At 61.7% G+C, this 22,203-nt stretch carries 16 protein-coding genes; 3 read left to right on the top strand and 13 right to left on the bottom strand.

Annotated elements, in window-relative coordinates:
• Positions 1–347: 347 nt before the first annotated feature.
• The gene (locus tag NKH93_RS07235) at positions 348–1,724 is read right to left on the bottom strand and encodes an aspartate aminotransferase family protein (protein ID WP_352823277.1); all 1,377 of its coding nucleotides are present in this window, start codon (positions 1,722–1,724) and stop codon (positions 348–350) included.
• 166 nt (positions 1,725–1,890) lie between these two features.
• Between NKH93_RS07235 and NKH93_RS07230 the strand changes: the two genes are divergently transcribed.
• Both NKH93_RS07230 and ftsZ read left to right on the top strand, forming a co-directional pair.
• Entirely contained in the window at positions 1,891–3,009 is a 1,119-nt protein-coding gene (locus NKH93_RS07230) for an NAD(P)/FAD-dependent oxidoreductase (protein ID WP_352817273.1), read from the top strand.
• A gap of 222 nt (positions 3,010–3,231) precedes the next feature.
• Entirely contained in the window at positions 3,232–4,239 is a 1,008-nt protein-coding gene (gene ftsZ / locus NKH93_RS07225) for a cell division protein FtsZ (RefSeq protein WP_023677189.1), read from the top strand.
• A 43-nt stretch (positions 4,240–4,282) separates the two neighbouring features.
• On the opposite strand, the gene NKH93_RS07220 is transcribed toward ftsZ, so the two are convergent.
• The 7 genes from NKH93_RS07220 to NKH93_RS07190 all read right to left on the bottom strand — a co-directional run bounded on the left by NKH93_RS07220 (position 4,283) and on the right by NKH93_RS07190 (position 13,211).
• Positions 4,283–5,299, bottom strand: a complete 1,017-nt coding sequence (locus tag NKH93_RS07220; RefSeq protein WP_352769551.1) for a phosphotransferase family protein — start codon at positions 5,297–5,299, stop codon at positions 4,283–4,285.
• 7 nt (positions 5,300–5,306) lie between these two features.
• Positions 5,307–6,548, bottom strand: coding sequence for an acyl-CoA dehydrogenase family protein (locus tag NKH93_RS07215; protein ID WP_352541731.1), 1,242 nt, complete (start codon positions 6,546–6,548; stop codon positions 5,307–5,309).
• Between the two features lie 223 nt (positions 6,549–6,771).
• On the bottom strand, positions 6,772–8,913 hold the full coding sequence (locus tag NKH93_RS07210) for a beta-galactosidase (protein WP_352921102.1): 2,142 nt from the start codon (positions 8,911–8,913) through the stop codon (positions 6,772–6,774).
• Between the two features lie 18 nt (positions 8,914–8,931).
• Positions 8,932–10,071 (bottom strand): ABC transporter ATP-binding protein, encoded by a 1,140-nt coding sequence (locus NKH93_RS07205; RefSeq protein ID WP_352921100.1) that lies wholly within the window; start codon positions 10,069–10,071, stop codon positions 8,932–8,934.
• A 61-nt stretch (positions 10,072–10,132) separates the two neighbouring features.
• Positions 10,133–10,984, bottom strand: a complete 852-nt coding sequence (locus NKH93_RS07200) for a carbohydrate ABC transporter permease (protein ID WP_352921098.1) — start codon at positions 10,982–10,984, stop codon at positions 10,133–10,135.
• Positions 10,984–11,868: a carbohydrate ABC transporter permease gene (locus NKH93_RS07195; RefSeq protein WP_023677182.1), complete on the bottom strand. Its 885-nt coding sequence runs from the start codon at positions 11,866–11,868 to the stop codon at positions 10,984–10,986. Before NKH93_RS07195 ends, NKH93_RS07200 begins: the two co-directional genes overlap by 1 nt.
• Before the next feature lie 71 nt (positions 11,869–11,939).
• Entirely contained in the window at positions 11,940–13,211 is a 1,272-nt protein-coding gene (locus tag NKH93_RS07190; RefSeq protein ID WP_352969756.1) for an ABC transporter substrate-binding protein, read from the bottom strand.
• Positions 13,212–13,454: 243 nt separating this feature from the next.
• On the opposite strand from NKH93_RS07190, the gene NKH93_RS07185 reads away from it, so the two are divergent.
• Positions 13,455–14,657 (top strand): ROK family transcriptional regulator, encoded by a 1,203-nt coding sequence (locus NKH93_RS07185; RefSeq protein WP_352921092.1) that lies wholly within the window; start codon positions 13,455–13,457, stop codon positions 14,655–14,657.
• A gap of 26 nt (positions 14,658–14,683) precedes the next feature.
• Here the strand turns inward: NKH93_RS07185 and NKH93_RS07180 are convergent, their stop codons facing one another.
• The 5 genes from NKH93_RS07180 to NKH93_RS07160 all read right to left on the bottom strand — a co-directional run bounded on the left by NKH93_RS07180 (position 14,684) and on the right by NKH93_RS07160 (position 22,093).
• The gene (locus tag NKH93_RS07180; protein ID WP_352921090.1) at positions 14,684–16,054 is read right to left on the bottom strand and encodes an alpha-glucosidase/alpha-galactosidase; all 1,371 of its coding nucleotides are present in this window, start codon (positions 16,052–16,054) and stop codon (positions 14,684–14,686) included.
• A gap of 21 nt (positions 16,055–16,075) precedes the next feature.
• Positions 16,076–17,743 (bottom strand): ABC transporter ATP-binding protein, encoded by a 1,668-nt coding sequence (locus tag NKH93_RS07175; RefSeq protein ID WP_352541732.1) that lies wholly within the window; start codon positions 17,741–17,743, stop codon positions 16,076–16,078.
• A 10-nt stretch (positions 17,744–17,753) separates the two neighbouring features.
• Positions 17,754–18,887: an ABC transporter permease gene (locus tag NKH93_RS07170; protein WP_352467677.1), complete on the bottom strand. Its 1,134-nt coding sequence runs from the start codon at positions 18,885–18,887 to the stop codon at positions 17,754–17,756.
• Between the two features lies 1 nt (position 18,888).
• On the bottom strand, positions 18,889–19,896 hold the full coding sequence (locus NKH93_RS07165; RefSeq protein ID WP_352452370.1) for an ABC transporter permease: 1,008 nt from the start codon (positions 19,894–19,896) through the stop codon (positions 18,889–18,891).
• 112 nt (positions 19,897–20,008) lie between these two features.
• A complete protein-coding gene (locus NKH93_RS07160) occupies positions 20,009–22,093 on the bottom strand; it encodes an ABC transporter substrate-binding protein (RefSeq protein WP_352541688.1) in 2,085 nt (694 codons plus the stop codon).
• Between the last annotated feature and the right edge of the window lie 110 nt (positions 22,094–22,203).

The following is a 22,203-nucleotide window of genomic DNA, read 5'->3' as shown; positions in this document are numbered from 1 at the left end:
AAGCACGTCCTTCGCGGGACGATGGATGAGGCGAGTTCGTTGAAGCACTCGGACCGGTCGCTCACTGCAGCCGATCAGGCCGCGAATCAGATTGTGCCGCTTCATTCTCCTGATCCCATGCTGGGAGGGCTAAAGCCGATCCCGTAGAGAAGCGAGGCCCCGCGAAAGACGTCAAACGCCGGAGAAGCCGCAAGCTCGAAAGCGCTTGACCTCAACATGCCGAATAGAGAAGTGCTTCAGGACTGCTGCAACCCGGACTTTTTCAACACTATCGGTGTGGAGGTAACCTTCTGCCAGCCGTCGCCGAGGCGTTTTTGTTTTCAGGTTTCAAAATCGACTTTGCCTATTCAGCTCTGCGATCGGACCTGCTTGGCGGCAGCCTCGAGCGACCGTTCAAACGCGTCGATCACCTGGTCGACCTGCGGCTCGGTGATGATCAGCGGCGGGCAGAAAGCCAGCGCATCGCCCATATTGCGCGAGATGACGCCGTTCTGCTGCATGAAGCCGTTGACGAGCCCGCCCAGTTCACTGGTCTTCCCCCACGGCGCCTTGTTCGCCTTGTCGCCGACCAGTTCGACCGCCGAAATCAGGCCGATGCCGCGCACCTCGCCGACAAGCGGGTGCGAAGCGAGCGTGCGCAGCCGCTTCAGCATATGCGCGCCGACCGCACGCGCATTGCCGACAAGGTCGCGCTCCTCGATCAGCTTCAGGTTCTCGAGCGCGACCGCTGCCGCAACAGGATGGCCGCCGCCGGTGAAACCGTGGCCGAAGGTGCCGATACGGTTGCTTTCGTCGGCGATCGGCTCGAATACCTTGTCATTGATCAGCAGGGCTGAGATCGGCAGGTAGGACGAAGAGATCTGTTTCGATAACACCATGATGTCGGGCCTGATGCCGAAGGTCTGCGAGCCGAACATCTCACCAGTTCGGCCAAAGCCGCAGATCACCTCGTCGGCGATGAGCAGGATGTCGTATCTCGACAGGACCGCCTGTATCTTCTCCCAGTAGCCCGCCGGCGGTACGATGACGCCGCCGGCGCCCATGATCGGTTCGCCGAAAAAGGCGGCGATGGTTTCCGGTCCTTCGGCGAGGATCAGCTTTTCCAGTTCGTCGGCAAGCCGCGTCGAAAACAGCTCCTCGCTTTCACCCGGCAGCGCCTCGCGCCAATGGTGCGGCGTCGAGGTATGCAGCACATTGGCAATCGGCAGGTCAAAGGAAGTGTGGTTGTTGGGCAGTCCGGTCAGGCTTGCCGAGGCGATGGTGACGCCGTGATAGCCCTTCTTGCGGCTGACGATCTTCTTGCGCGCCGGCTGGCCGAGCGCATTCGACCGGTACCAGATCATCTTCATGGCCGTATCGTTGGCCTCGGAGCCGGAATTGGTGAAATACGCCTTGCTCATCGGCACCGGCGCCATCTGCACCAGTCTCTCGGCGAGATCGATCAGCGGCGAATGCGATTTGGAGCCGAAATCGTGATAGTAAGGCAGCTTCGACATTTGCCGTACTGCCGCATCGACCAGCCGCTTCTCCGAAAAGCCGACCGCGACGCTCCAGAGCCCCGCCATCGCCTCGATATAGCGGTTGCCGGCAAGGTCCTCGACATAGATGCCGTCGCCCTTCTCGATGACGAGCGGCCCCGACTCCTGATGCTTGCGCGCATTCGTATAGCCATGCATGTGAAAGCTTATGTCGCGGGCTTCGGGTGAATTCGGTCGTGCGTCCATGACGGCTCCTGATGCTGACGCGGAACAATCCTGCCGCCGGTCCGGCTCGGCAGGTCCCCGTGCGTTATGCCGTTTGATGCATCTTTCTCGAACGGTATAGTGTCAAGCGCTTTCGGCAGGGCCAGCGGATGGATGGACGCATGCAGAACTTCGGCTTGACCTAACCGTGGACCATGTCGACTGCATTGTCGCTGGCGCCGGCGTTGTTGGCCTGGCGATCACGCGAGAGATGGCGCAGCGCGGCATCGATACGCTGGTCCTGGAAGCCGAGAACGCTATCGGCACCGGGACAAGCTCGCGCAATTCCGAGGTCATCCATGCCGGCCTCCACTATCCGGTTGGATCGCTGAAAGCCCAGTTCTGCGTGGCCGGCCGGGAAAGACTCTATCGCTATTGCGAGGAGCGGGCGGTCCCACACGCGCGCTGCGGCAAGCTCATCGTTGCCACAAGTGCCGAACAGGAGCCGGTGCTCGCCTCAATCCGGGCCAATGCACGCGCTTGCGGCGCCGGCGACCTGTTGCGCTTGAGCGAAGCCGAGGCGCATACGCTGGAGCCCAGCCTTAAGTGCACGGCGGCGCTGCTGTCGCCCGCCACCGGCATCATCGACAGCCATGCCCTGATGCTCGCCCTGTTGGGCGACGCCGAGGAGCACGGGGCGGCACTTAGTCTCAACACGCGCATCGCCTCCGGCCGCATCGAAGCAGGCCGCGTCGTGCTCGAGACGGTGGACGCTGCCGGCGGCGAGCGCTTCGAGATCGCCACTCCGCGTTTCGTCAATGCCGCCGGGCTTGGCGCCGCAGCACTTGCCGGTTCGCTTGAAGGGCTCAATCAGCAATTCGTGCCAAAGCTCCATTATGCCAAGGGCAATTATTTTTCGGTGGCCGGACGGGCGCCGTTCTCGCGATTGGTCTATCCGGTGCCCGAACCCGGCGGGCTCGGTGTTCATCTGACACTCGACCTTGATGGCGTCGCCCGCTTCGGGCCGGACGTCGAATGGACCGATCAACTCGACTACCGCGTCGACCCGGCTCGTGGCGAGCGCTTCTACAGCGAGATCCGCAAATACTGGCCGGACCTGGCCGATGGCAGCCTGCAACCCGCTTACAGCGGCATCCGGCCAAAACTGTCCGGTCCCGGTGAGGCCAATGCCGACTTCGTCGTCCAGGACGTGGCGGTGCACGGCGTGGATAGCCTGGTCAACCTGTTCGGCATCGAAAGCCCCGGCCTGACCTCCTGCCTGACGATTGCCGACCACGTCGCGCAGTGCCTCGCGCCGAAGTTGTAGCGTGCGGCGCCCCGCGCCGCGATCTGCACTGTATCAAGGCGCATTGCGTGAACTTTCAGACGCAAGTCGCCTATGAGGCACATCGCGCACTTGCAGCCCGCTCCGCGCTCTGATTCCCTGCATTCTGGGGCTGTCCTGATTCGCACTGCCCGGTTCAGAGTTTTCGCAGTGCGCCCGGGACAAGCTTCCAGCGACCACTCGGCGTATCCAGGGAGAACGGCAATGAACACCGCGACGAGGCCGGTAATCTCGGAGATGAGGCCCAAGATCACCGTCGTCGGGGTCGGCGGCGGCGGCGGCAACGCCGTCAACAACATGATCGCCGAAGGCCTGCAGGGCGCGGAATTCATCGTCGCCAACACCGATGCCCAGGCCCTTGCCATGTCGAAGGCAACGAGGCTGATCCAGTTGGGCGCTCATATCACCGAAGGTCTCGGCGCCGGGTCCCTGCCCGAGGTCGGCCGTGCCGCGGCCGTGGAATCCATCGACGAGATCATGGATCACCTTGCTGGAACGCACATGTGCTTCGTGACCGCCGGCATGGGAGGCGGAACCGGCACTGGTGCCGCGCCTGTTATAGCACAGGCAGCGCGGGCAGCCGGAATACTGACCGTTGCCGTCGTCACCAAGCCATTCGTCTTCGAAGGCAGGCGCCGCATGTACGCTGCCGATGAGGGCATCGAGCGCCTGCGCGAAAGCGCCGATACCGTCATCGTCATTCCCAACCAGAATCTGTTCAGGATCGCCGACGCCAGAACCACGTTCGCCGACGCCTTTGCCATGGCCGACCGGGTCCTCTATGCGGGTGTCGGCTGCATCACCGATCTGATCGTCAAAGAAGGCCTGATCAATCTCGACTTCGCCGATGTGAAGTCGGTGATGCGCGACATGGGCCGCGCCATGATGGGAACCGGCGAAGCCGCCGGAGAAGGCCGCGCCAAGAAGGCAGCGGAAGCGGCAATCGCCAACCCGCTGCTCGACGAAGCCTCGATGATGGGCGCCAAGGGCGTCCTTGTCTCGATATCGGGCGGCATGGACATGACGCTGTTCGAGGTCGACGAAGCCGCTACCCGCATCCGCGAGGAGGTCGACAACGATGCCGACATCATCGTCGGCGCCATCTTCGACAAGGCACTCGCCGGAAAATTCAGGGTGTCGGTCGTGGCGACCGGCTTGCGGCGTGGCCTGGAGATCCCACTGCTTGCCGAACCGGAAGTTCGCATGAACTGAACGCGTATCGCTGCAACTCGCTCAGCCGACTGCCAGCCTCGCGTCACCAGGGCCGCGCGCCGTCGATGACTTCCACGGCGCGTACAGCAAAACAGCCGGCCAGCGGTGCCACATCCGCCGCATCGGCCGCAACCGCGCTGCCGGCCAGCACGCGGTCGGCGATGCCGACGAAGATCACGGCAAAGCGGAACATGGCAAACACCAGATGGAACCGCTGCAGCGGCGCCGTCGGCACGGCGTAGGCGAAGTAATGATCGAGGAATTCGCGCTGTGTCGGAATACCGAGGGCTGCCTGATCAAGGCCGAGGATGCCGCCATATTCGTCCGATGAGGAATGCCAGGGCATCGAGCAGAAGCCGAGATCGGCAAGCGGATGGCCGAGGGTCGATAACTCCCAGTCGAGTATGCCGATCACCTCGGGCCGCTCGGGATGGAAGATGAGATTGCCGAGACGGAAATCGCCATGCGCGATCGAAACGTGGCCATCATCTGGCGGAAGATGTCGCGGCAGCCATTCGGCGACGGCTTCGAGCGCGGCAATGCGCTCGCTCGGCGATTCCCGCAACTGTCTGGTCCAGCGCGCGATCTGTCGCTCAAAATAGTTCCCGGGACGGCCATAGTCGCCGAGCCCAACCTCTTCCGGCCGGACGGCGTGCAGCTTTGCCAGCGCCTCGGCCATGCCGAAATAGATGCCGCGCCGCTCGTCTGGCGTCAGTCCCGGCAACGCGCCATCGTGGAACACCCGGCCGTCGAGCCGCTGCATCAGATAGAACGGCGTGCCGAGCGGCTCGTCGCCGTCGTGATAGAGCACCGGCCGCGGCACCGGCACCTTTGTCGATGCTAGCGCCTCGATCACCCGGTACTCGCGATCGACCGCATGAGCGCCGCGCAGGATCGGTCCCGGAGGTTTCTTGCGCAGAACCATGCGGCGGCCGCCATAGTCGACGAAATAGGTCGGGTTGGATTGGCCGCCGACGATCCGCTCAAGCGACATTTGGCCATCGCCAAAATGCGCTCTCAGAAAATCCTCCAGGCGTACTGGATCGAAATCCATCCTCATTGCCGGCTCAGCGGTTCCCGCCGCGACCTGTTTCGTCTTGTCTGCCGGCTTCGACATGCCAGCGCCAGAAGCCCGCACCTTCCTCGTTGAGAAAGCGGTTGAGCACCATCTTGTGGACCTCGTCGGCGCCGTCGACCAGGCGAGCCTGGCGGGCGTAGCGGTAAATCCATTCGAGTACAGTGTCTTTCGAATAGCCGCGGGCGCCGTTGATCTGGATCGCCACGTCGGCGGCGTCATGCAGCACGTTGGCGACCTGGATCTTGGCCATGGAGACCTCCTTGCGGGCAAAGCCACCGCGATCGAGCTCCCAGGCCGCCTTCATCACCAGCAGCCGCCCGATCTCGATGCGCATAGCAAGGTCGCCGAGCATCAGCTGGATACTCTCACGGTCGGCCAAAAGCTGCCCGAAACCGCTACGCTCGGCGGCATAGGCGCGCGCGATCTCGATGCAGCGCTTGGCAAGACCGAGCCAGCGCATGCAATGGGTGAGCCGCGCCGGACCGAGCCGGACCTGGGTAACCCGGAGGCCGCTGCCTTCGCCGGCAAGCACGTCCTCGACCGGGACTTCCAGGCCGTCGAACTCCAGCTCGCAATGGCCGCCATGTTCTTCCGGTCCCATGATTTCGATGCGCCGCACGATCCGCCAGCCCGGCTGGTCCTTGTGGAACAGCAAGGCCGAAAGGCCGTGACGCGGATCGTCCGAAGTGCGCGCAATGAGAATGAAGTGGCTCGCCTCTTGCGCGCCGGTGATGAACCATTTGCGGCCTGTGACGACATATCTGTCGCCACGCCGTTCGGCTCTGGTCATGATCATCGACGGGTCGGAGCCGCCGCCCGGGTGCGGTTCCGTCATTGCGAAGGCCGAGCGCACCTTGCCCTCGACGATCGGTTTCAGCCATCTTTGCTTCTGCTCAGGCGTTCCCAACCCTTCCAGCATCATCATATTGCCATCGTCGGGGGCCGCGGAATTGAACACGACCGGACCGAAGATCGAGCGGTTCATCTCTTCATAGCAGACGGCCATATCCACCTTGGAAAGGCCGGCCCCGCCGGTCTCGGGTTTGAGCTGCAGGCACCACAGGCCGGCTGCTTTCGCCTTGCCGCGCAGCGTTTCAAGCAGCGGCAGCGCAATATTGCCATGGCCGTCATAGCAAGCCTTGTCAGCCTCGAGCGGCAGGATTTCGCGCTCGACGAAATCGGCGATCCGGCTGCGGAAGGCCTCGGTTCGGACGGAAATGTCGAAATTCATGGCGCTCACAAGGATGAAACGAGATGCCGCCATCGGCTCCGATGGTCGCGCCGGTAGTGTAACTGCCGTCGTTGAATGGGAGCAACAGCAGTTCGCCGGCCGTTCCTTGCGCACGTCAAAGCGCCGGTTCGATATGGATCGATGCCGGCGTGCTGCCGATGGCGGTCGAATTCCAGGATCAAAGAGTACTCAGGTTTCGTATCGCTGACGTCCGCGACAATGCTCAGATCAATTCGAGGACAGCGCAGCCATAGCCGTCCAGCGTCAACACTCCGGAGACAGGTCCTTCGCTATCGAGCAGGTTGCTGCCGAAGGGAACGCCGGTTACCGTAACGGGCGTGTCTTTGACGTTTTGCACGAACAACAGCCGGCGTTCGTCATTCTCGCGCATCGTGACCTCGACGCCGTCCGGCAGATCCGGAACCAGAGGCTCCACATTCGCATCCACGAAAGTGCGCGTAGCGAGTTGAGCTGTCAGCTCCGGCGTTAGATAAGTGCCGACATAGAGCACACGGCCCTTGCCGACGGCGCGGGAGGTAATTGCAGGCGTTCCCGCCGCGTAGCGGTTCGACCAAACCCCTACAATTTCGACTTCCGGTTCGACTGCGAGGTTCTCATAGAAATAACCGGCATCGAACTCGTGGTTTCCGACGGTGAAACGACGGATACGGCGGCTGGATTCGGCCGGTCTGTCGGGAGGAATGACGAGCCCGCCGGAGCGCGACATGGTATTGAACAGGCCATTGGCCCCAGGTGCCGCCAGCCGCCCGAAATCCTCGACGCGAACGCCGGTCAGCTTCGACAGCGACCGGCCCGGCGCTGTCTCGCGGATGACGTGGTTGTTTTCGTCGCGGGTTCCCGTGCGCGCGCCGATGATGACGGTACCGCCATTTTCGGCAAAGACTTGCAGCCGCTCGGTCCAGCTGTCCTTCCAGATCACCCAATGCGGCACGTAGAAGACCTTGAGCTTCGATAGATCGTCTTCCGGGTGGATGAAGCCGCAGGCGATGCCGCGGTCATAGCAATACTGATGCAGCAAGGTTGCATCATCCTGCGGACTTGGCAGGCCGATGGGGAAGGTCTTGTGGGCTTCCTGATTGTCGAAGTCCGAGCCGGCGATGCCGACATCCATCCGCACATGGGTGCCCAGGATCTTGTCTTTAAGCGCCGTCACCTCGGTGGCGAACTGCCTGGCTTCGTCATAGCGGCGGCGAGCGACATCATCGTGGTCGATGATGCCCATCCAGTATATCTCCGCACCGAAATGCGCGGGGCGCCAGCGGAAGAACATGATACCATCGGCGCCACGCGCAACCGACGACATCGCCATGCGTCGCATTTCGCCCGGCTCCGGCGTCAGCGTGCAGAAGCCCGGCTGGGCGCCAAAGCCCGACTGTTGTTCCGGCACTATGTAGTTGCCGGAAAATCCCCTGCAGATGTCGAGATGCAGCGCCTGGATCTTGGCGTGGTTGCCGAGGCGAAAGAACTCGTCATAGAGGAACGGATAGATGTCGTAGCCGACGAAGTCGAGATCGGTGGAGAATTGGCCGCGAAAGTCGATGTCACGCAATCCGCCGAGATTGTGGAAAATGAACCAACTGGCATTCGCTTTTCTCAGGATCTCGACCTGGTCGTGCTGGAACCGTGCTGTCGAAAAGGCGAGAAAACGGTGGTAGTCCTGGAGGTGACCGGGACCGGGAAAGGACGGGGAAAAATCCAGCGGGAAGACAATTTCGCTGAAATCGCCGTAAGCCGTCGCCCAGAAATCGCCACCCCAGGCGAAGTTCAGCCTGTCTATCGTCTTGTAGGTTTCCTGGAGGTAAGCCTGGAATTCCTTCAATGCCGACGGCGAATAGGATTCCGGCATGCTGGTGTTGAGTTCATTGTCGGTCTGCCAGCCGATGACATTTGCGTTGTCGCGGTAGTGGTCCGCCATCGCCCTGGTAATCTTGCGGCTGTAGTCGCGAAACACCGGGCTGCTGGTGTCGGCATACTGGCGCGAGCCGTGGCCCATCGACCGGCCATTTCCATCAAGCCGCAGGATTTCCGGATGTTTTGCCGTCAGCCAGCGCGGCGGGGTGGCGGTCGGCGTGCACAGGATCGTGTTGACGCCGTGACGCGCGAGGCCCTCGATTGCCCGGTCGAACAGGTCGAAATCGAAGGTGCCTTCACGCGGTTCGAAAATGTGCCAGGCGAATTCGCCGAGGCGGGCGACGTTGAAGCCGGCCTCGGCCATGCGCCTGGCGTCATTGTCCCAGTAACTCTCGTCCACATGCTCGGGGTAATGCGGCGCGCCGACCAGAAAGCGGTCGGTCTGGATCGTGCGCCAGACCGACAGGGCGCGGCCGTTTGAAGTCTTGTTCACGAAGGATACTCCTGCAGGTCAGTCGGTGATGGTGGATTTGCGGGCACTGATTGTCCGCTCATCGACAGAGGAAAAGAGATAGACGTCACGCGGCTCGACCTTGAAGCCGACGGTCGCATCGGCAGCGACGGCACTCGCATGGCCGATCTGGACGGTGACGTTGCCGCTGCCGCTTTCGGAACTGACGCATTGCAGCGGGCCGGCGTCGGCATAGAGGATGGTCTCGCGGCCGAGATGCTCGACCAGCCGTACCCGTGCGGCAAAACTCACCGTCTCTTCCGCGGCCAAGCTGATGCTCTCCGGCCGGATCCCCATCGTCACCCTATCGCCGACCTGTACGGATGCCGCTTCCGTCAGTTCGACAGTCAAAGGAGAAAGACCGGCGGTCGACAGCGTGGCGACGCCGCCGGAGACAGCGGCGACCGTCACTTCGAAAAAATTCATCCGGGGTGCGCCGAGGAAGCCCGCGACGAAGAGATTGGCCGGATTGCGGTAGAGTTCGAGCGGAGCGCCCACCTGCTCGACCGAGCCGCGATTGAGCACGACGATACGGCTCGCCATTGTCATCGCCTCGGTCTGGTCGTGCGTGACATAGACCATGGTGGCGCCGAGCCTGGCGTGCAGATCGGAAAGCTCGACGCGCATCTGCGTGCGCAGCGCTGCGTCGAGGTTGGACAATGGTTCGTCGAACAGGAACACGTCGGGCGAGCGGGTTATCGCACGGCCGATCGCCACACGCTGACGCTGGCCGCCGGAAAGCTGTTTCGGCCGCTTGTCGAGCTGGTCGGTAATGCGAAGGATCTTGGCGGCTCGCAGCACGGCGGCATCGATCTCGGCCTTGGGGCGATGCGCCATGCGCAGGCCGAAACCCATGTTCTCGGCGACGGTCATATGCGGGTAAAGCGCATAGGACTGGAAGACCATGGCAATGCCGCGCTCACCCGGCTCGGTGGTGGTGACATCACGGCCGTTGATGAGAATCTTACCGGTCGAGACGGTTTCAAGCCCGGCGATGATCTTCAACAGCGTTGACTTGCCACAGCCGGACGGCCCGACGGTGACAATGAACTCGCCCTGTTCGACGCTGAGATCGATGCCGCGCAGCGCGTGGTAGCTGCCATAATTCTTTTGTATCTGCCGGAGTTCAAGACTGGTCATGGAGCCCTGCTTGCGAAATCAGTTTCGGATCGGGTGGGCGACGCCTTGAAGCCATGATCGCTCATCCCTTGACCGCTCCCATGGTGAGGCCGGTGATGAAGTGCTTCTGCATTAGGAAGAACATGGCAACCGGCGGCAAAGCCACGACGATGGTGCCAGCCGAGATCAGGTTCCAGGCCGAGACCCATTCGCCGCGCAGGTTGGCTAGGCCGGCGGTTACCGGTTTGACGGTATCGCTGATGGTGAGCACGACCGCCCAGAAATAATCGTTCCAGATAAAGGTGAAGAGCAGGATGGCCAGCGCCGCGAGAGCCGGCCGCACCAATGGGACCACGACATGTACCAATGTCTGAAACGGCGTCGCGCCCTCGGCCCTGGCGGCCTGAAACAGTTCTCCCGGCAAGGCGGCGATGAAGTTGCGCATGAACAGTGTCGCAAACCCGGTCTGGAAGGCGATGTGGAAGATGATCAGGGCCGCCATCGTGTCGTAGAGATTGAGCCGCACCATGAGATCGCGCACCGGGATCATCATGATCTGGTGCGGCAGGAAGTTTCCGCCGACGAACAGGGCGAAGACGAGCATATTGCCGCGAAACCGGTAACGGGCGAGCACGAACCCAGCGAGCGTGCTCAAGATGAGAACGCCCATCACCGAGGGGATGGTGATCGTCAGGCTGTTGAGGAAGTAGCGGGCCATCGGCGTCTGGGTGAAGACCGCCGTGTAGTTGTCGACCAGGCCGAATTGGGTCGGCCAGCCCCACAGATTGCCGCCCATTACATCCTGCATAGAGCGGAACGAGGTAAGGATGATGGCAAAGAGCGGCGCCAGCCAGACAATCAGGATGCCGACCACCAGCACGACATAGAGGCCACGCTGCGAAATAGCAGTCTCGGGGATCGGGCGGGGAAACATCAGCCGCCTCTTTCATCGGCGCGGATCATCCGCGTCAGGTACCAGGCGATGAAGACCGCCATGATCACGAACAGCACCGAGGCAATGGCCGCGCCATAGCCGAAGCGGTAGGAAAATATGGACTGCTCGAACATCTGATAGGCAAGCACCTCGGACGAACCGAAGGGGCCGCCGCTGGTCATCACCGAGACCATGTCGAAGGAACGCAGTGCGCCGACGACGGTGACGGCGATGGCGATAAAGGTGACCTGCGTCAGCTGCGGCAACACGATGTGGCGCAGCATGTTCCAGCCCCTGGCGCCGTCGACCCGCCCGGCGCCGATCAGGTCCTCGCTGAGATTGTTGAGGCCGGCGAGATAGAGCACCATGCAGAAGGCGATCTGCGGCCACAACGCTGCGATCACGACGGCGAAGGTGACGAAGTTTTCATCCGACAGCACTGCCGGGGCGGTCGCGCCGAAGGTGCGGAAGATCAGGGCGAGAAGTCCGAATTCCGGCGTATAGACCCAGGTGAAGACAACGCCGACGGCAACCGAAGCCAGCACCAGCGGAATGAAGAACAGCGATTTGAGCAGGCGCATGCCGCGGATTTTCTGGTTGACGAGCAGCGCGATGGCGAGGCCGAGCGGCGGCGCCAGCATGAACATCACCAACCAGATCAGATTGTTCTTCAGCGAAACATAGAACTGCGGGTCGGCGAACAGTTCGCGGTAGTTGCCGAGGCCGATCCAGACCATCGGGCTGAAGCCGTCCCATTCGTGCAGGCTGATCCATAGGCTCTCGACCGCAGAGGCCAGAATGACGACGGAAAACAGCACAGCGGCTGGCAGGATCAGAAGTGTCGGTGTCAGCCACCAGCGATGGCGGCGCCAAAGCTTCGTCATTTTGGGGGACCTCATTCACGGAAAGCATCGGGGAGCAGAGCACGAACCCCGCTCCCCTCCGCTGGGAGGCGCTAGATCTTGAAGATCCGGCGACGGGTTCCCTCGAGACGCTGAAGAATGGCGTCCCGGCGCTCCGGCTTGGCCATGAATTCCTGGAAGCCGACCAAACCCGCCTGGGCCATGTCGGGATCGGTGTCACGGTCGTAATATTGCGACGTGCCGGCCACCGTCTTCAGGCTTTCCACAGCCGCGTTGACCAGCGGGTCCTTGCTGGCCGGAAGGTCGTTGCGCGGCGGAACGTTGCCGCCGGGTTCCAGATAAGGGCCGAAATTTTCCGGCCGGTAGAAGAAGGCGAGGAACTCGCGGGCACCCGCCTTGTTCTTGGCGTTGGCCGGGATGTGGACCGAATTGACCGAGAATTCTTCGTAGCGTTCGAGGGCGCCGTCAATCTTCGGGAAAGGCGCGAATGTCAGCTGCTCGAGATCCTGCTCAGGGAAAGTAGCTTTCACGAAGGCGCCGAGGTTCATCATGCCGGCCTTCTTCTGGGCGAGGAAGGCGCCGGCCTCCTGCCAGCCGAACGACGTCTGATCCGGTGTGAAGAAACCCTGCTTGATCAGCTCTTCCCAGTGGTCGAAAACAGGCGTCAGCGCCGGGTCGGTGTAAGCCATCTTGCCTTTCATCAAGGCAAAGTGCTTGTCGAGACCGTTGATCCGCAGGTTCATCTGGTCGAACCATCCGGCCGCCGGCCAGAGTTCCTTGGTGCCGATGCTGACGGGAATAAGGCCGGCAGCCTTGGACTTCTGGCCGTAAGCAAGGAATTCGTCCCAGGTCGCCGGCACCGTCAGTCCGTGCTCGGCAAAGACGTCCTTGCGATAGAACATGCCCCACATCGTGCCGCCAGTCGGCAGGCCATACTGCTTGCCGTCGACAGTGACGGCACCGGTCGTGGCACCCAGCACGTCCTTGTACTTTTCCTTCTCGAACAGATCCGAAATGTCGTCGAACAGGCCGCGGGTGACGAAGGCGCGCATGCGGTTTCCGGAGAACCAGAAGCAGACATCCGGCGCGCCGGCGACAAGGTAGTTGCGGATCGCGGTCTTGTGAGCCTCGTGATCCATATTGTTGATCACAACCTTGGTGCCGGACTGCTTCTCGAAGTCGGCCGCGATGCGCCGCAAGATCCGCAGGGCATCGGCATTGTTTTCGTCTGAAATGATGGTGACTTCGCTCGACTGACTGAGTGCCGGCATCGGGAAGCCCGCGAGGGCTCCAGCGGAAATGCCCCCAGCTCCCTTCAGGAAATTGCGCCGCGTCGACGGCTTTTCAATCCACTTGAACGTCATTGTTACTCCTCCCGTGTTGTCAATTCTCTACTGGCACACCGGCCGGCGCGGTTGTTCTTCTCACCGGCTCGGCTCACCTCCCGGGCAAGGCAATATACTTGCCCGCTCCTTCAGAGCGCGGTGACATTGCTAACCGGATTAATTTCGCTGACCCCCGGTTCGGGTGTTGAACAGTCGGGCAAACTTACGCATATGTTTTCTCGAGAGGCAATAATTAATTTACAAAATTAAGAAAGCAGATCCGTGAAGCTCAAGGGTGACCCGAGCACGACTCGGGCGATGAACCGCAGACTGATCCTCAATCTCTTGCGGCAGGAAGGAGCGCGCAGCCGGGCCGACATAGCGTCAGTTACCGGCCTTAGTCCGGCAGCGGTCACCTTCGTCGTGGCCGACCTCATCGAGGATGGCCTGCTGATCGAAGGCAAGACAGTCGTGGGCTCGGCTGGGCGCCGCCCTATCCCGGTGGATATCAACTATGCCAACGGCCTTGCCATAGGTTTCAAGCTGATGGTCGGATCGGTCGAATGCGTGGTCACCGATCTTGCGACCAATCCGCTGGGCTCTCTGCGCGTCAAGCTCTCGGACAGCGATCCCGACCATATCATAGCGACCTTGGCCAAGGCGGTACCGGAGCTGATTTCCATTGTCGATCGGCCCGCTGCCAAGCTTGCCGGGATCGGCGTTTCAATGCCTGGCGTCATAGACAACCAGAAGGCTGTGTGTATCCGCAGCAATCGCTACAACTGGGACAACGTTCCCCTTGGCCCGATGCTGGCCGAACTGGTGGACGTCCCCGTGTGGCTTGAGGACGACACCAATGCCTATGCCATTGCCCAGCAACTCTTCGGCCTCGGACGCCAGCACCGCCATATGGCTGTGCTGGCGATCGGTGTCGGAATCGGCTGCGCGCTCGTCTTCGATGGCAAACTCTATCGCGGCGCGAACGGTGCCGCCGGCAAGTTCGGCCACAGCTCTTATGAGGAGAACGGCCGCCTTTGCGAGTGCGGAAAACGCGGCTGCTTGATGGCCTATTACGCCGAGCCGGCGATCCTGCGCACTTGGCGCGAAGCCACCGGGCACAACGAAACGGATAGCAAAGTCAGCCTTATGGCAGCCTTGGCAGACCGCGAACCGCGAGCCGTCGCCATTCTCGAAGAAGCCGGACATGGCATCGGCCGGCATCTCGCCAATCTTGTCAACATCACCGACCCGGAGGTCATTGTCGTCGGCGGTGAAGCCGTGTCGTTTGGCGATGCGCTGTTTGGCCCAATGCGGCTGACGCTTGGGAAAAATACCTTTCGCGCGGCACCACCAATGCTGCTGGACTGGGAGGACAATTCCTGGGCAAGGGGAGCGGCTGCTCTCGTAACGCAGAAGCTCTTTGATTTCGAAACATCTGCCGGCAACGCCGCTCCGCTTTCAAAGCCGGCCCTATGGTCGGCATAGGCGAGTGAAATAGACAGCCCTGCGCCTCAGGCCGCTCGAACGCTGCGCGCTCCACGCGCCCATGCCGGCAGCCAATCGCCATGCGCAACCAGCAAGTCATCGACCAGCGACCATATCTGGTCGAGGTCGAGCTCGGCCGCCGTGTGCGGGTCCATCATCGCCGCGTGATAGACGTGCTCGCGGTTCTCGGTCATCAGCGCCTGGACCGTCAGCTCCTGGACGTTGATATTGGTGCGGATCAGCGCGGTGAGCTGCACCGGCAGGTCGCCAATGAACGTGGGTTGAATGCCGTAGGCGTCGACGAGGCATGGCACTTCGGCCGCGCAATTATACGGCAATGACGTGATGCAGCCATTGTTGCGGACGTTGCCGTAGATCACCGACGGCTCGCCGGTCCAGACCGAGTTCATGATCGAGGACGCATATTCCTTCGACTGCTCCACTTCGATCTTGTCAGCCGAGCGATAGGCTTCCGCTTGCCCCTTCCAGCGTTCGATCTGCTCGATGCAGCGCTTCGGGTATTCGTCGAGCGGGATACCGAATTTCTCGATCAGATCCTCGCGCCCGTCCTTGATGAAATAGGGCGTGTATTCCGCGAAATGTTCGGAGCTCTCGGTGACGAAGTAACCGAGGCGCTTCAGCATCTCGTAGCGCACCTTGTTCGGGCAGCGCGGATTCCATCCAGGCTTCGGCGCCCGCCCTTCGCTGTAGGCGCGCAGCAGATCCGGATAGAGATTGCGGTAGGAGCCGTCCGGCTGGCGATGCTCGAACTTCAGGTAGAAGGCCATGTGATTGATGCCGGCCGAGCGGTAGCGAATCTCCTCGTAGGGAATGTCGAGATCATGCGCCAGTTCCATCGCCGTGCCTTGCACCGAATGGCAGAGGCCGACCTGCTTGATGTCAGGGTATTTCTCCGCGATCGCCCAGGTGTTGATCGCCATCGGGTTGACATATTGCAGCATGATCGCCTGCGGGCAGACCGCGAGCATGTCCTCGCAGATCTTCCAGAGATGCGGCACGGTTCTCAAGCCTCGCATGATGCCGCCGACACCGAGCGTATCGGCGATGGTCTGGCGCAGCCCGTATTTCTTCGGAACTTCGAAATCAGTTACCGTGCAGGGCTCGTAGCCGCCGATCTGGAAGGCGACGACGACGAAATCGGCGCCCGCCAGCGCCTTGCGCTGGTCCGAATAGGTTTCGGCTTTGGCCTTTACGCCAAGCGTCGAGATCAGCTTACCGACGACGATTGCGCTTTCCTCGAGCCGTTGCGGATTGATGTCCATCAGCGCGATCGTCGAGCCGGATAAAGCCGGACGCTGCAATATGTCGCCGACGATGTTCCTCATGAACACCGTCGAGCCAGCTCCGATGAAAGCGACCTTGGGATTTCTTGCCACAACAACCTCCGGCATAAGCAATTAGGCTACCTCGAAAGCGGCTTTGACCAGCCGTTCGGTGTAAGCGGTCTTGGGATGGGACAGGACTTCGTCGACCGGCCCCTCTTCGACGATCTTGCCGTGCTGCATGACGATGACGCGGTGGCACAGCGCCCGCACGACCTTGAGGTCGTGCGAGATGAAGATGTAGCTCAGGCCCCGTTCGCGCTGCAGCTTGCGCAGCAATTCGATGATCTGCGCCTGGACCGAGAGATCCAGCGCCGATGTCGGCTCGTCGAGTACGATGAATTCCGGTTCGAGCGCGACGGCGCGGGCAATCGCAATACGCTGGCGCTGGCCGCCGGAAAACTCGTGCGGGAAGCGCGACAGGATATCGCCGGGCATGCCGGCGCTGATCAGCGCCTCGCGCACCCGCTCGATCCGATCGTTCCTGGTGGCGCCCATGCGGTTGACGACCAGCCCTTCCTCGATGATCTGGCCGATCGTCATGCGCGGGTTGAGCGACGAGAACGGATCCTGGAAAACGACCTGCATGCGCGACCGCAACGGCCGCATCTGCGCCCGCGAACAGCCATGGATCGGCTGGCCATCGAAATAGATCTCACCGCTGTCCGTGGTGTTGAGCCTGAGCAACGCCTCGCCGAAGGTGGTCTTGCCCGATCCGGATTCGCCAACGAGACCCAGCGTCTCGTGCCGCCGAAGGGTCAGGCTGAGGCTGTCGACGGCAACGAGTTCGCGCAGGTCCGGCCTCATGAACGTGCCATGCCGCAGCATGAAGGAGACGCGCACATTCCTAGCTTCAAGAATAACGTCGGCGCTTTCCGGCAACGGATTGGCCTGGCCGCGCGGCTCGGAGGCAAGCAGGTGACAGGTGTAGGGATGCTGCGGATTGGCGAACAGCTTCTCCGTCACATTGTGCTCGCGCATCTCCCCATGCTGCATGACGTAGACATAGTCGGAGAACTGCCGCACCACGGTCAGGTCGTGCGTGATCAGGATCACCGCCATGCGCAGTTTCTTCTGCAGGTTTCGGATGAGATTGAGGATCTGCGCCTGAACCGTGACGTCGAGCGCCGTCGTCGGCTCATCGGCGATCAGCACATCGGGATCGTTGGCCAGCGCCATGGCGATCATCACACGCTGGCGTTGGCCGCCGGAAAGCTGGTGCGGGTATTGTTTCAGCCGCGCCTGGGGCTCAGGAATCTGTACCTGCTGCAGCAGCTCGAGCGCTCTTGCTTCGGCCTGCCTGCGGCTCATCTTGCGATGCACCCGTATCGCCTCGACGATCTGGCTGCCGATCGTGTAGATCGGGTTAAGCGAACTCATCGGCTCCTGAAAGATCATCGAAATGCGGTCGCCGCGCAGTTTGCGCCGCGCACGCTCGGAAAATTTCAGGATGTTCGCCCCGTTGTATTCGACAGTCGATTTCGGCGACACGACTGCGCGCTTCGACAACAGTCCCATGACGGTGCGCGCCGTCACCGACTTGCCCGATCCCGACTCGCCGACAATGGCGATCGTCTCGCCGCGATAGAGCTGGAAGGAGATGTCCTTGACGGCTTCGATCATGCCGTGTTCGACCTTGAAATCGACGGCGATGTTGCGGGCATCAATGACCGGGTTTTCCGAACGGCCGTCATGGTCGAGCCGGACAGGCGGTGCGAAGGATTTGACGAGCGCGTGTTGCATCATCTCATGCTCAATAAGGATCGACCGCATCGCGCAGTCCATCGCCAAGCGCGTTGAACGCGAAGACGGTGACAAGCACGAAGCCGACCGGTGAGAGGATCCAGGGATAGGTGCCGATGACCGAATACGTCGCGGTGTCTTGCAGCATCAGGCCCCAGGAGATCAGCGGCGGCTTCACCGCGAAGCCGAGAAAACCGAGGAAGGATTCGAGCAGAACCACGCTGGGGATTGCCAACGTGACCGCAACGATCACGTGGCTCATCACGTTTGGAAAAATGTGTTGCATGATGATGCGGCCATCTGTGGCGCCGACCGCCATCGCCGCACGAACGTAATCAATCCGCGCCAGTGCCAGGGTCTTGCCGCGCACTTCGCGCGACATCTGCGCCCAGCCGAGTGCCGACATGACAACGATCACGAAGGCCAGGAAGACATTCGTCGGCGCCGTCACCGGAACCAGCGAGGTCAGCGCCAGATAAAGCGGCAATTGCGGAAACGCGAGCACCAGTTCGACGAAGCGCTGGACCCAGACGTCGAATGTGCCGCCGAAATAGCCCGACACCATGCCGACCGTCGTGCCGATCACGGTGACGATGAAGACCACGGTCAATGCGATCATCAACGAGATGCGCGAACCATAGATCGCACGAGCCAGCACATCGCGACCGAATTTGTCGGTGCCAAGGAAGTGCACCGGCTGGCCGTCGGTCGAGCCGAAGAAGTGCCGGTTCGCGGGAAGCAGGCCGAGCAGTCTGTACTCCGCTCCCTTGACGAAGAAGCCGAGCAGCCGCGGATGGTCGTAGTCCGGCCCGACGACGGGTTGGAAGGTGACCGGGTCGAGGTCTTCCGAATCCGCCAGGGCATAGACGCGTGGCTGGAAGACGAAGTTGCCGTCCTTGTCATGGAAGCTCATCATCTGCGGCGGGGCGAAGCCGACATCGGTCACCTTGGGATCCATCGGTGCGAAGAAGTCGGCAAACACCGCCAGCAGCACCAGAAACGCGACCAGGATGAGCCCGGCCATGCCGGTCCAGGACCGTTTCAGGCGGCGCCAGACGAGTGCGATGTAACTCTCATTGCCGCGCGGCTTGATCTTGGCCGGTTCCTCGGCAAGTGGCGGCAGCGAGGGCTCGAAAGCAAGCATCTCAGGACCCTGCATATTGGCGCACACGCGGATCGAGCATGACGAGCAGCATGTCGGCGATGATGTTGCCGACGATCAGCGTCGCCGACAGCACCATCATGAATGTCGCCGTGACATAGACGTCGCCGACCGCCATCGAGCCAACGATCGCCGGGCCGACGGTCGGCAGGGCAAAGATGATCGCGGTCTCGATCTCGCCGGTCAGCATATAGGGCAGCACCACGCCCTGATACATGACCAGCGGATGCAGCGCATTGGGCACCGCATGGCGCATCACGACCGCACCGCCGCTAAGGCCCTTGGCGCGAGCGGTTTCGACATATTGCGCGTTCAGCGTGTCGAGCAGATTGCCGCGCATCACCCGCATGTTGTAGGCGAGCCCGCCGAAGGTGGCGATGGCGACAACCGGCCAGACATGCCGGACGAGATCGACGAACTTCGCCCAGGACCACGGCGCCCCGCCAAATTGCGGCGAAAAGAAGCTGCCGATCTCGGAAACGTTGAACTGGAAGACCAGCAGATAGACGATGATCAGCGCCATCAGGAAGCGCGGCACCGTCATGCCGAGGAAGGAAATCGCTGACAGCGTACTGTCGATCCAGCTGTACTGCCTGGTCGCCGCCCATATGCCGAAGGTGATACCGAGGACCGAGGCCAGCAGATGGCACACCAGCGCCAGCAGCAGCGTGCGCGGCAGCCGCTCGCCCACCACATCGGCCACCGGCTTGTTGTAATAGAGGCTGTAGCCGAAATCGCCGCGGGTGATGATGCCGCCGATCCAGTTGAAATACTGGACGGGCAGCGGCTTATCGAGACCGTGTTCTATCCGATAGGCCTTGGCCTGCGCGTCGGCCTCGGCGAATGAGGCCCCGCCCTGATTGATCAACTGCGAGCGGATGTAGTCGGCATAGTCGCCCGGCGGCGCCTGGATGATGGCGAAGGTGACCAGGCTCAGAATGGCGAGGACCGGGATCGCCGACGCTATGCGCGTGAGCAGGAATCGCAACATCGGTCGGTCCGCTTCCTTGTCTGGCCGGTCGCTCTCTTTGAGCGTACGGAGGTTTGCTTTGTCCGGCCGCGCCAACTGGCGCGGCCGGAGTTCTCAGTCAGGGGAGGTAAACCTAGTTCATCGGGCCCTTGTCTCCGGGCTTGCCGGGAAGCTCTTCGGGGAACAGCTCGTACTTGGCCTGCTTGTCGGCAGCGACAAAGACCCGCTCGCGGACGATCGAATCCTCGGCCCAGTTGAACATGAAGATCGGCGTGCCCTGCGGGATGTTGGAGAAGCGTTTGTTGATGATCAGCGCGCCGGGATATTCCGTCAGGCCGACATTGTAGACGTGCTCGGTCGAGATCTTCTGGAACTTTCTCATCAGGCTGGCGCGCTCGTCATTGTCCGCGGACGAGACAAACTTGTTGACGATGTCGACGAGGTCCTTCTCGAAAGGCATCATATCGACCTCGCCGTTTTCCGGCGCACGATGGTCCCAGCTGGTTCGTGGACCGACCGGGGCCAGCTGATCGGTATTCTGGACGACGGAAGTCAGCTCCTGATCGTTGCGCCGTACCAGCCAGTCGAAGCGGCCGGAGTATTGCGAGGCATCGCGCTGGGTGCCGTTGAGTCCGTTCAGCACGATCCGCAGCCCTAGCTTTTCCATCTGGGCGACGACACCTTCGGCAAGGCTCTTGTCGGTGGTGTAGTCGTTGTTGACGAGCATCACGATCTCGACATTCTTGCCGCCGGCGGTACCTGCAGGAAAATTGACGAAGCCGTCGCCATCCGTGTCCTTCAGGCCTGCCTTGGCGAGTTCCGCCTTAGCGCCTTCGAGATCGAAGGGGTAGTAGACCGTCGACTTCCGGTCGTAGAAGCTCGTGCCCGAGGATAAGCCGCCCGGATAGATGGCAGTGAACGGACCCTTGACCAGCGAGTCGCCGAGCGCCTTGCGGTTGAGCGCCATGGTGACGCCTTTGCGGAAGTCCTCGTTGCGGTTCAGCTCGCGTATCGCCTGTCCGCGCTCGTCGGGGTTGCCCCAGCCATTGGCTGAGAAATTCATGCGCAGATTATAGCCGATCAGCCGCGCGCCGAACGCAAGCCGTGCCGGTGCGTCTTTTTGCGCCGCGCGCTTCAGCGAGGCGACGAAGTTCTCTGGCTGCTCCAGATTGGAGAAGTCGCCCGCCCCCGATACCGCCTGAACGTCGCGGTCGGCCCAGGTCGACAATTTGTAGTGCAGTTCATTGAGATACGGCAGCTGGTTGCCCTTCTCGTCGACCTTCCAATAGTACGGATTGCGACGCATGACGATGATGTCGTCGGGGCGGTATGCCACCGGCACCCAGGCACCCATCACCGGCATGTTCATATATTCCGGCGGGAACGCGTTCTTGAACTGCTCGTAGGTGTTCTTCGAATATTTCGGATGCTGCGGCTTGAGGATATGCGACGGTCCCGGACAAAAGGTGCCGTAAGCCATGGCGTAAAGGTATTGTTTCGGAAAGGCGTCCTTGAACGTCCACTCGACGGTGTAGTCGTCGATTTTCTTCAACGTCGTGCCGACGCCGAAGGTCTCCTGCGTCGCGCCGTTCAGCGGCGACACATTGGGGTCGATCACCTCGTCGTCCCAGTAGAACATCACATCGTCGGCGTTGAACGGAACGCCGTCCGACCATTTGGCGCCTTCGACCAGATGCATCGTCAGCGTGTGGCCGTCCTTCGACCAGTCCCAGCTCTTGGCGAGGTTCGGCAGCGGCTCCGTGTCCTTGGCCTCGACCTGGAACAGCGGCGCGGTGCGCGTCAGGCATTCGGAAAGGCCGATGTCGATACCGCCCCAGCCTTGCGTCTGGCCGGCGCCGTAGTTCCAGCCCTCCGGCCGGCCGCCGATGACATGACGCATCGTATCACCGTAGACACCGACGCCGTCCGGCATATTGCCGGTCTTGAAGACCAGCGGCTCCTTCGGCAGCCGGTCCTTGACCGGCGGCAGCTTGCCTGCCTTGACGTATTTGTCGGTGACCCAATCGGGTTCGTGGTATTCCGGAAGTGCCTTGAACTCCAGGATGGAGTCGCGCGCGACGTATTTGATCTTTCCCTCGGCGGGAAATTGCGCAGGCACCGGCGGCACGGTCGGCTCGGATGCATACGCGTTCAGCGCCGAGGCCGAGACGCTAAGCGCCAGCCCGGCGAGAATGCCAATGTTTCGAAAATTCCTCATCGTCTCTCCTCCCTGTTGTTCAGGAGCGCGTTGACGCCGCTCCATTTCTCCTCGAACGAATGTACAGACGGGTGCGGAAAAATCCTCCCGAAAGCTCGGCGCGATCCGTC

Origin of the sequence: Mesorhizobium sp. M0954 (genome assembly GCF_040319155.1) — a bacterium.
Taxonomy (GTDB): domain Bacteria; phylum Pseudomonadota; class Alphaproteobacteria; order Rhizobiales; family Rhizobiaceae; genus Mesorhizobium.
The sequence above is the reverse complement of the archived record's forward strand: the minus strand, read 5'-3'. Positions and strand labels throughout refer to the sequence as shown.

Coding starts and splice junctions, on each gene's coding strand:
- NKH93_RS07235 (WP_352823277.1), bottom strand. CDS start 1,724: ATGGACGCACGACCGAATTCACCCGAAGCCCGCGACATAAGCTTTCAC.
- NKH93_RS07220 (WP_352769551.1), bottom strand. CDS start 5,299: ATGAGGATGGATTTCGATCCAGTACGCCTGGAGGATTTTCTGAGAGCG.
- NKH93_RS07200 (WP_352921098.1), bottom strand. CDS start 10,984: ATGTTTCCCCGCCCGATCCCCGAGACTGCTATTTCGCAGCGTGGCCTC.
- NKH93_RS07160 (WP_352541688.1), bottom strand. CDS start 22,093: ATGAGGAATTTTCGAAACATTGGCATTCTCGCCGGGCTGGCGCTTAGC.
- NKH93_RS07205 (WP_352921100.1), bottom strand. CDS start 10,071: ATGACCAGTCTTGAACTCCGGCAGATACAAAAGAATTATGGCAGCTAC.
- NKH93_RS07195 (WP_023677182.1), bottom strand. CDS start 11,868: ATGACGAAGCTTTGGCGCCGCCATCGCTGGTGGCTGACACCGACACTT.
- NKH93_RS07170 (WP_352467677.1), bottom strand. CDS start 18,887: ATGCTTGCTTTCGAGCCCTCGCTGCCGCCACTTGCCGAGGAACCGGCC.
- ftsZ (WP_023677189.1), top strand. CDS start 3,232: ATGAACACCGCGACGAGGCCGGTAATCTCGGAGATGAGGCCCAAGATC.
- NKH93_RS07175 (WP_352541732.1), bottom strand. CDS start 17,743: ATGCAACACGCGCTCGTCAAATCCTTCGCACCGCCTGTCCGGCTCGAC.
- NKH93_RS07190 (WP_352969756.1), bottom strand. CDS start 13,211: ATGACGTTCAAGTGGATTGAAAAGCCGTCGACGCGGCGCAATTTCCTG.
- NKH93_RS07165 (WP_352452370.1), bottom strand. CDS start 19,896: ATGTTGCGATTCCTGCTCACGCGCATAGCGTCGGCGATCCCGGTCCTC.
- NKH93_RS07215 (WP_352541731.1), bottom strand. CDS start 6,548: ATGAATTTCGACATTTCCGTCCGAACCGAGGCCTTCCGCAGCCGGATC.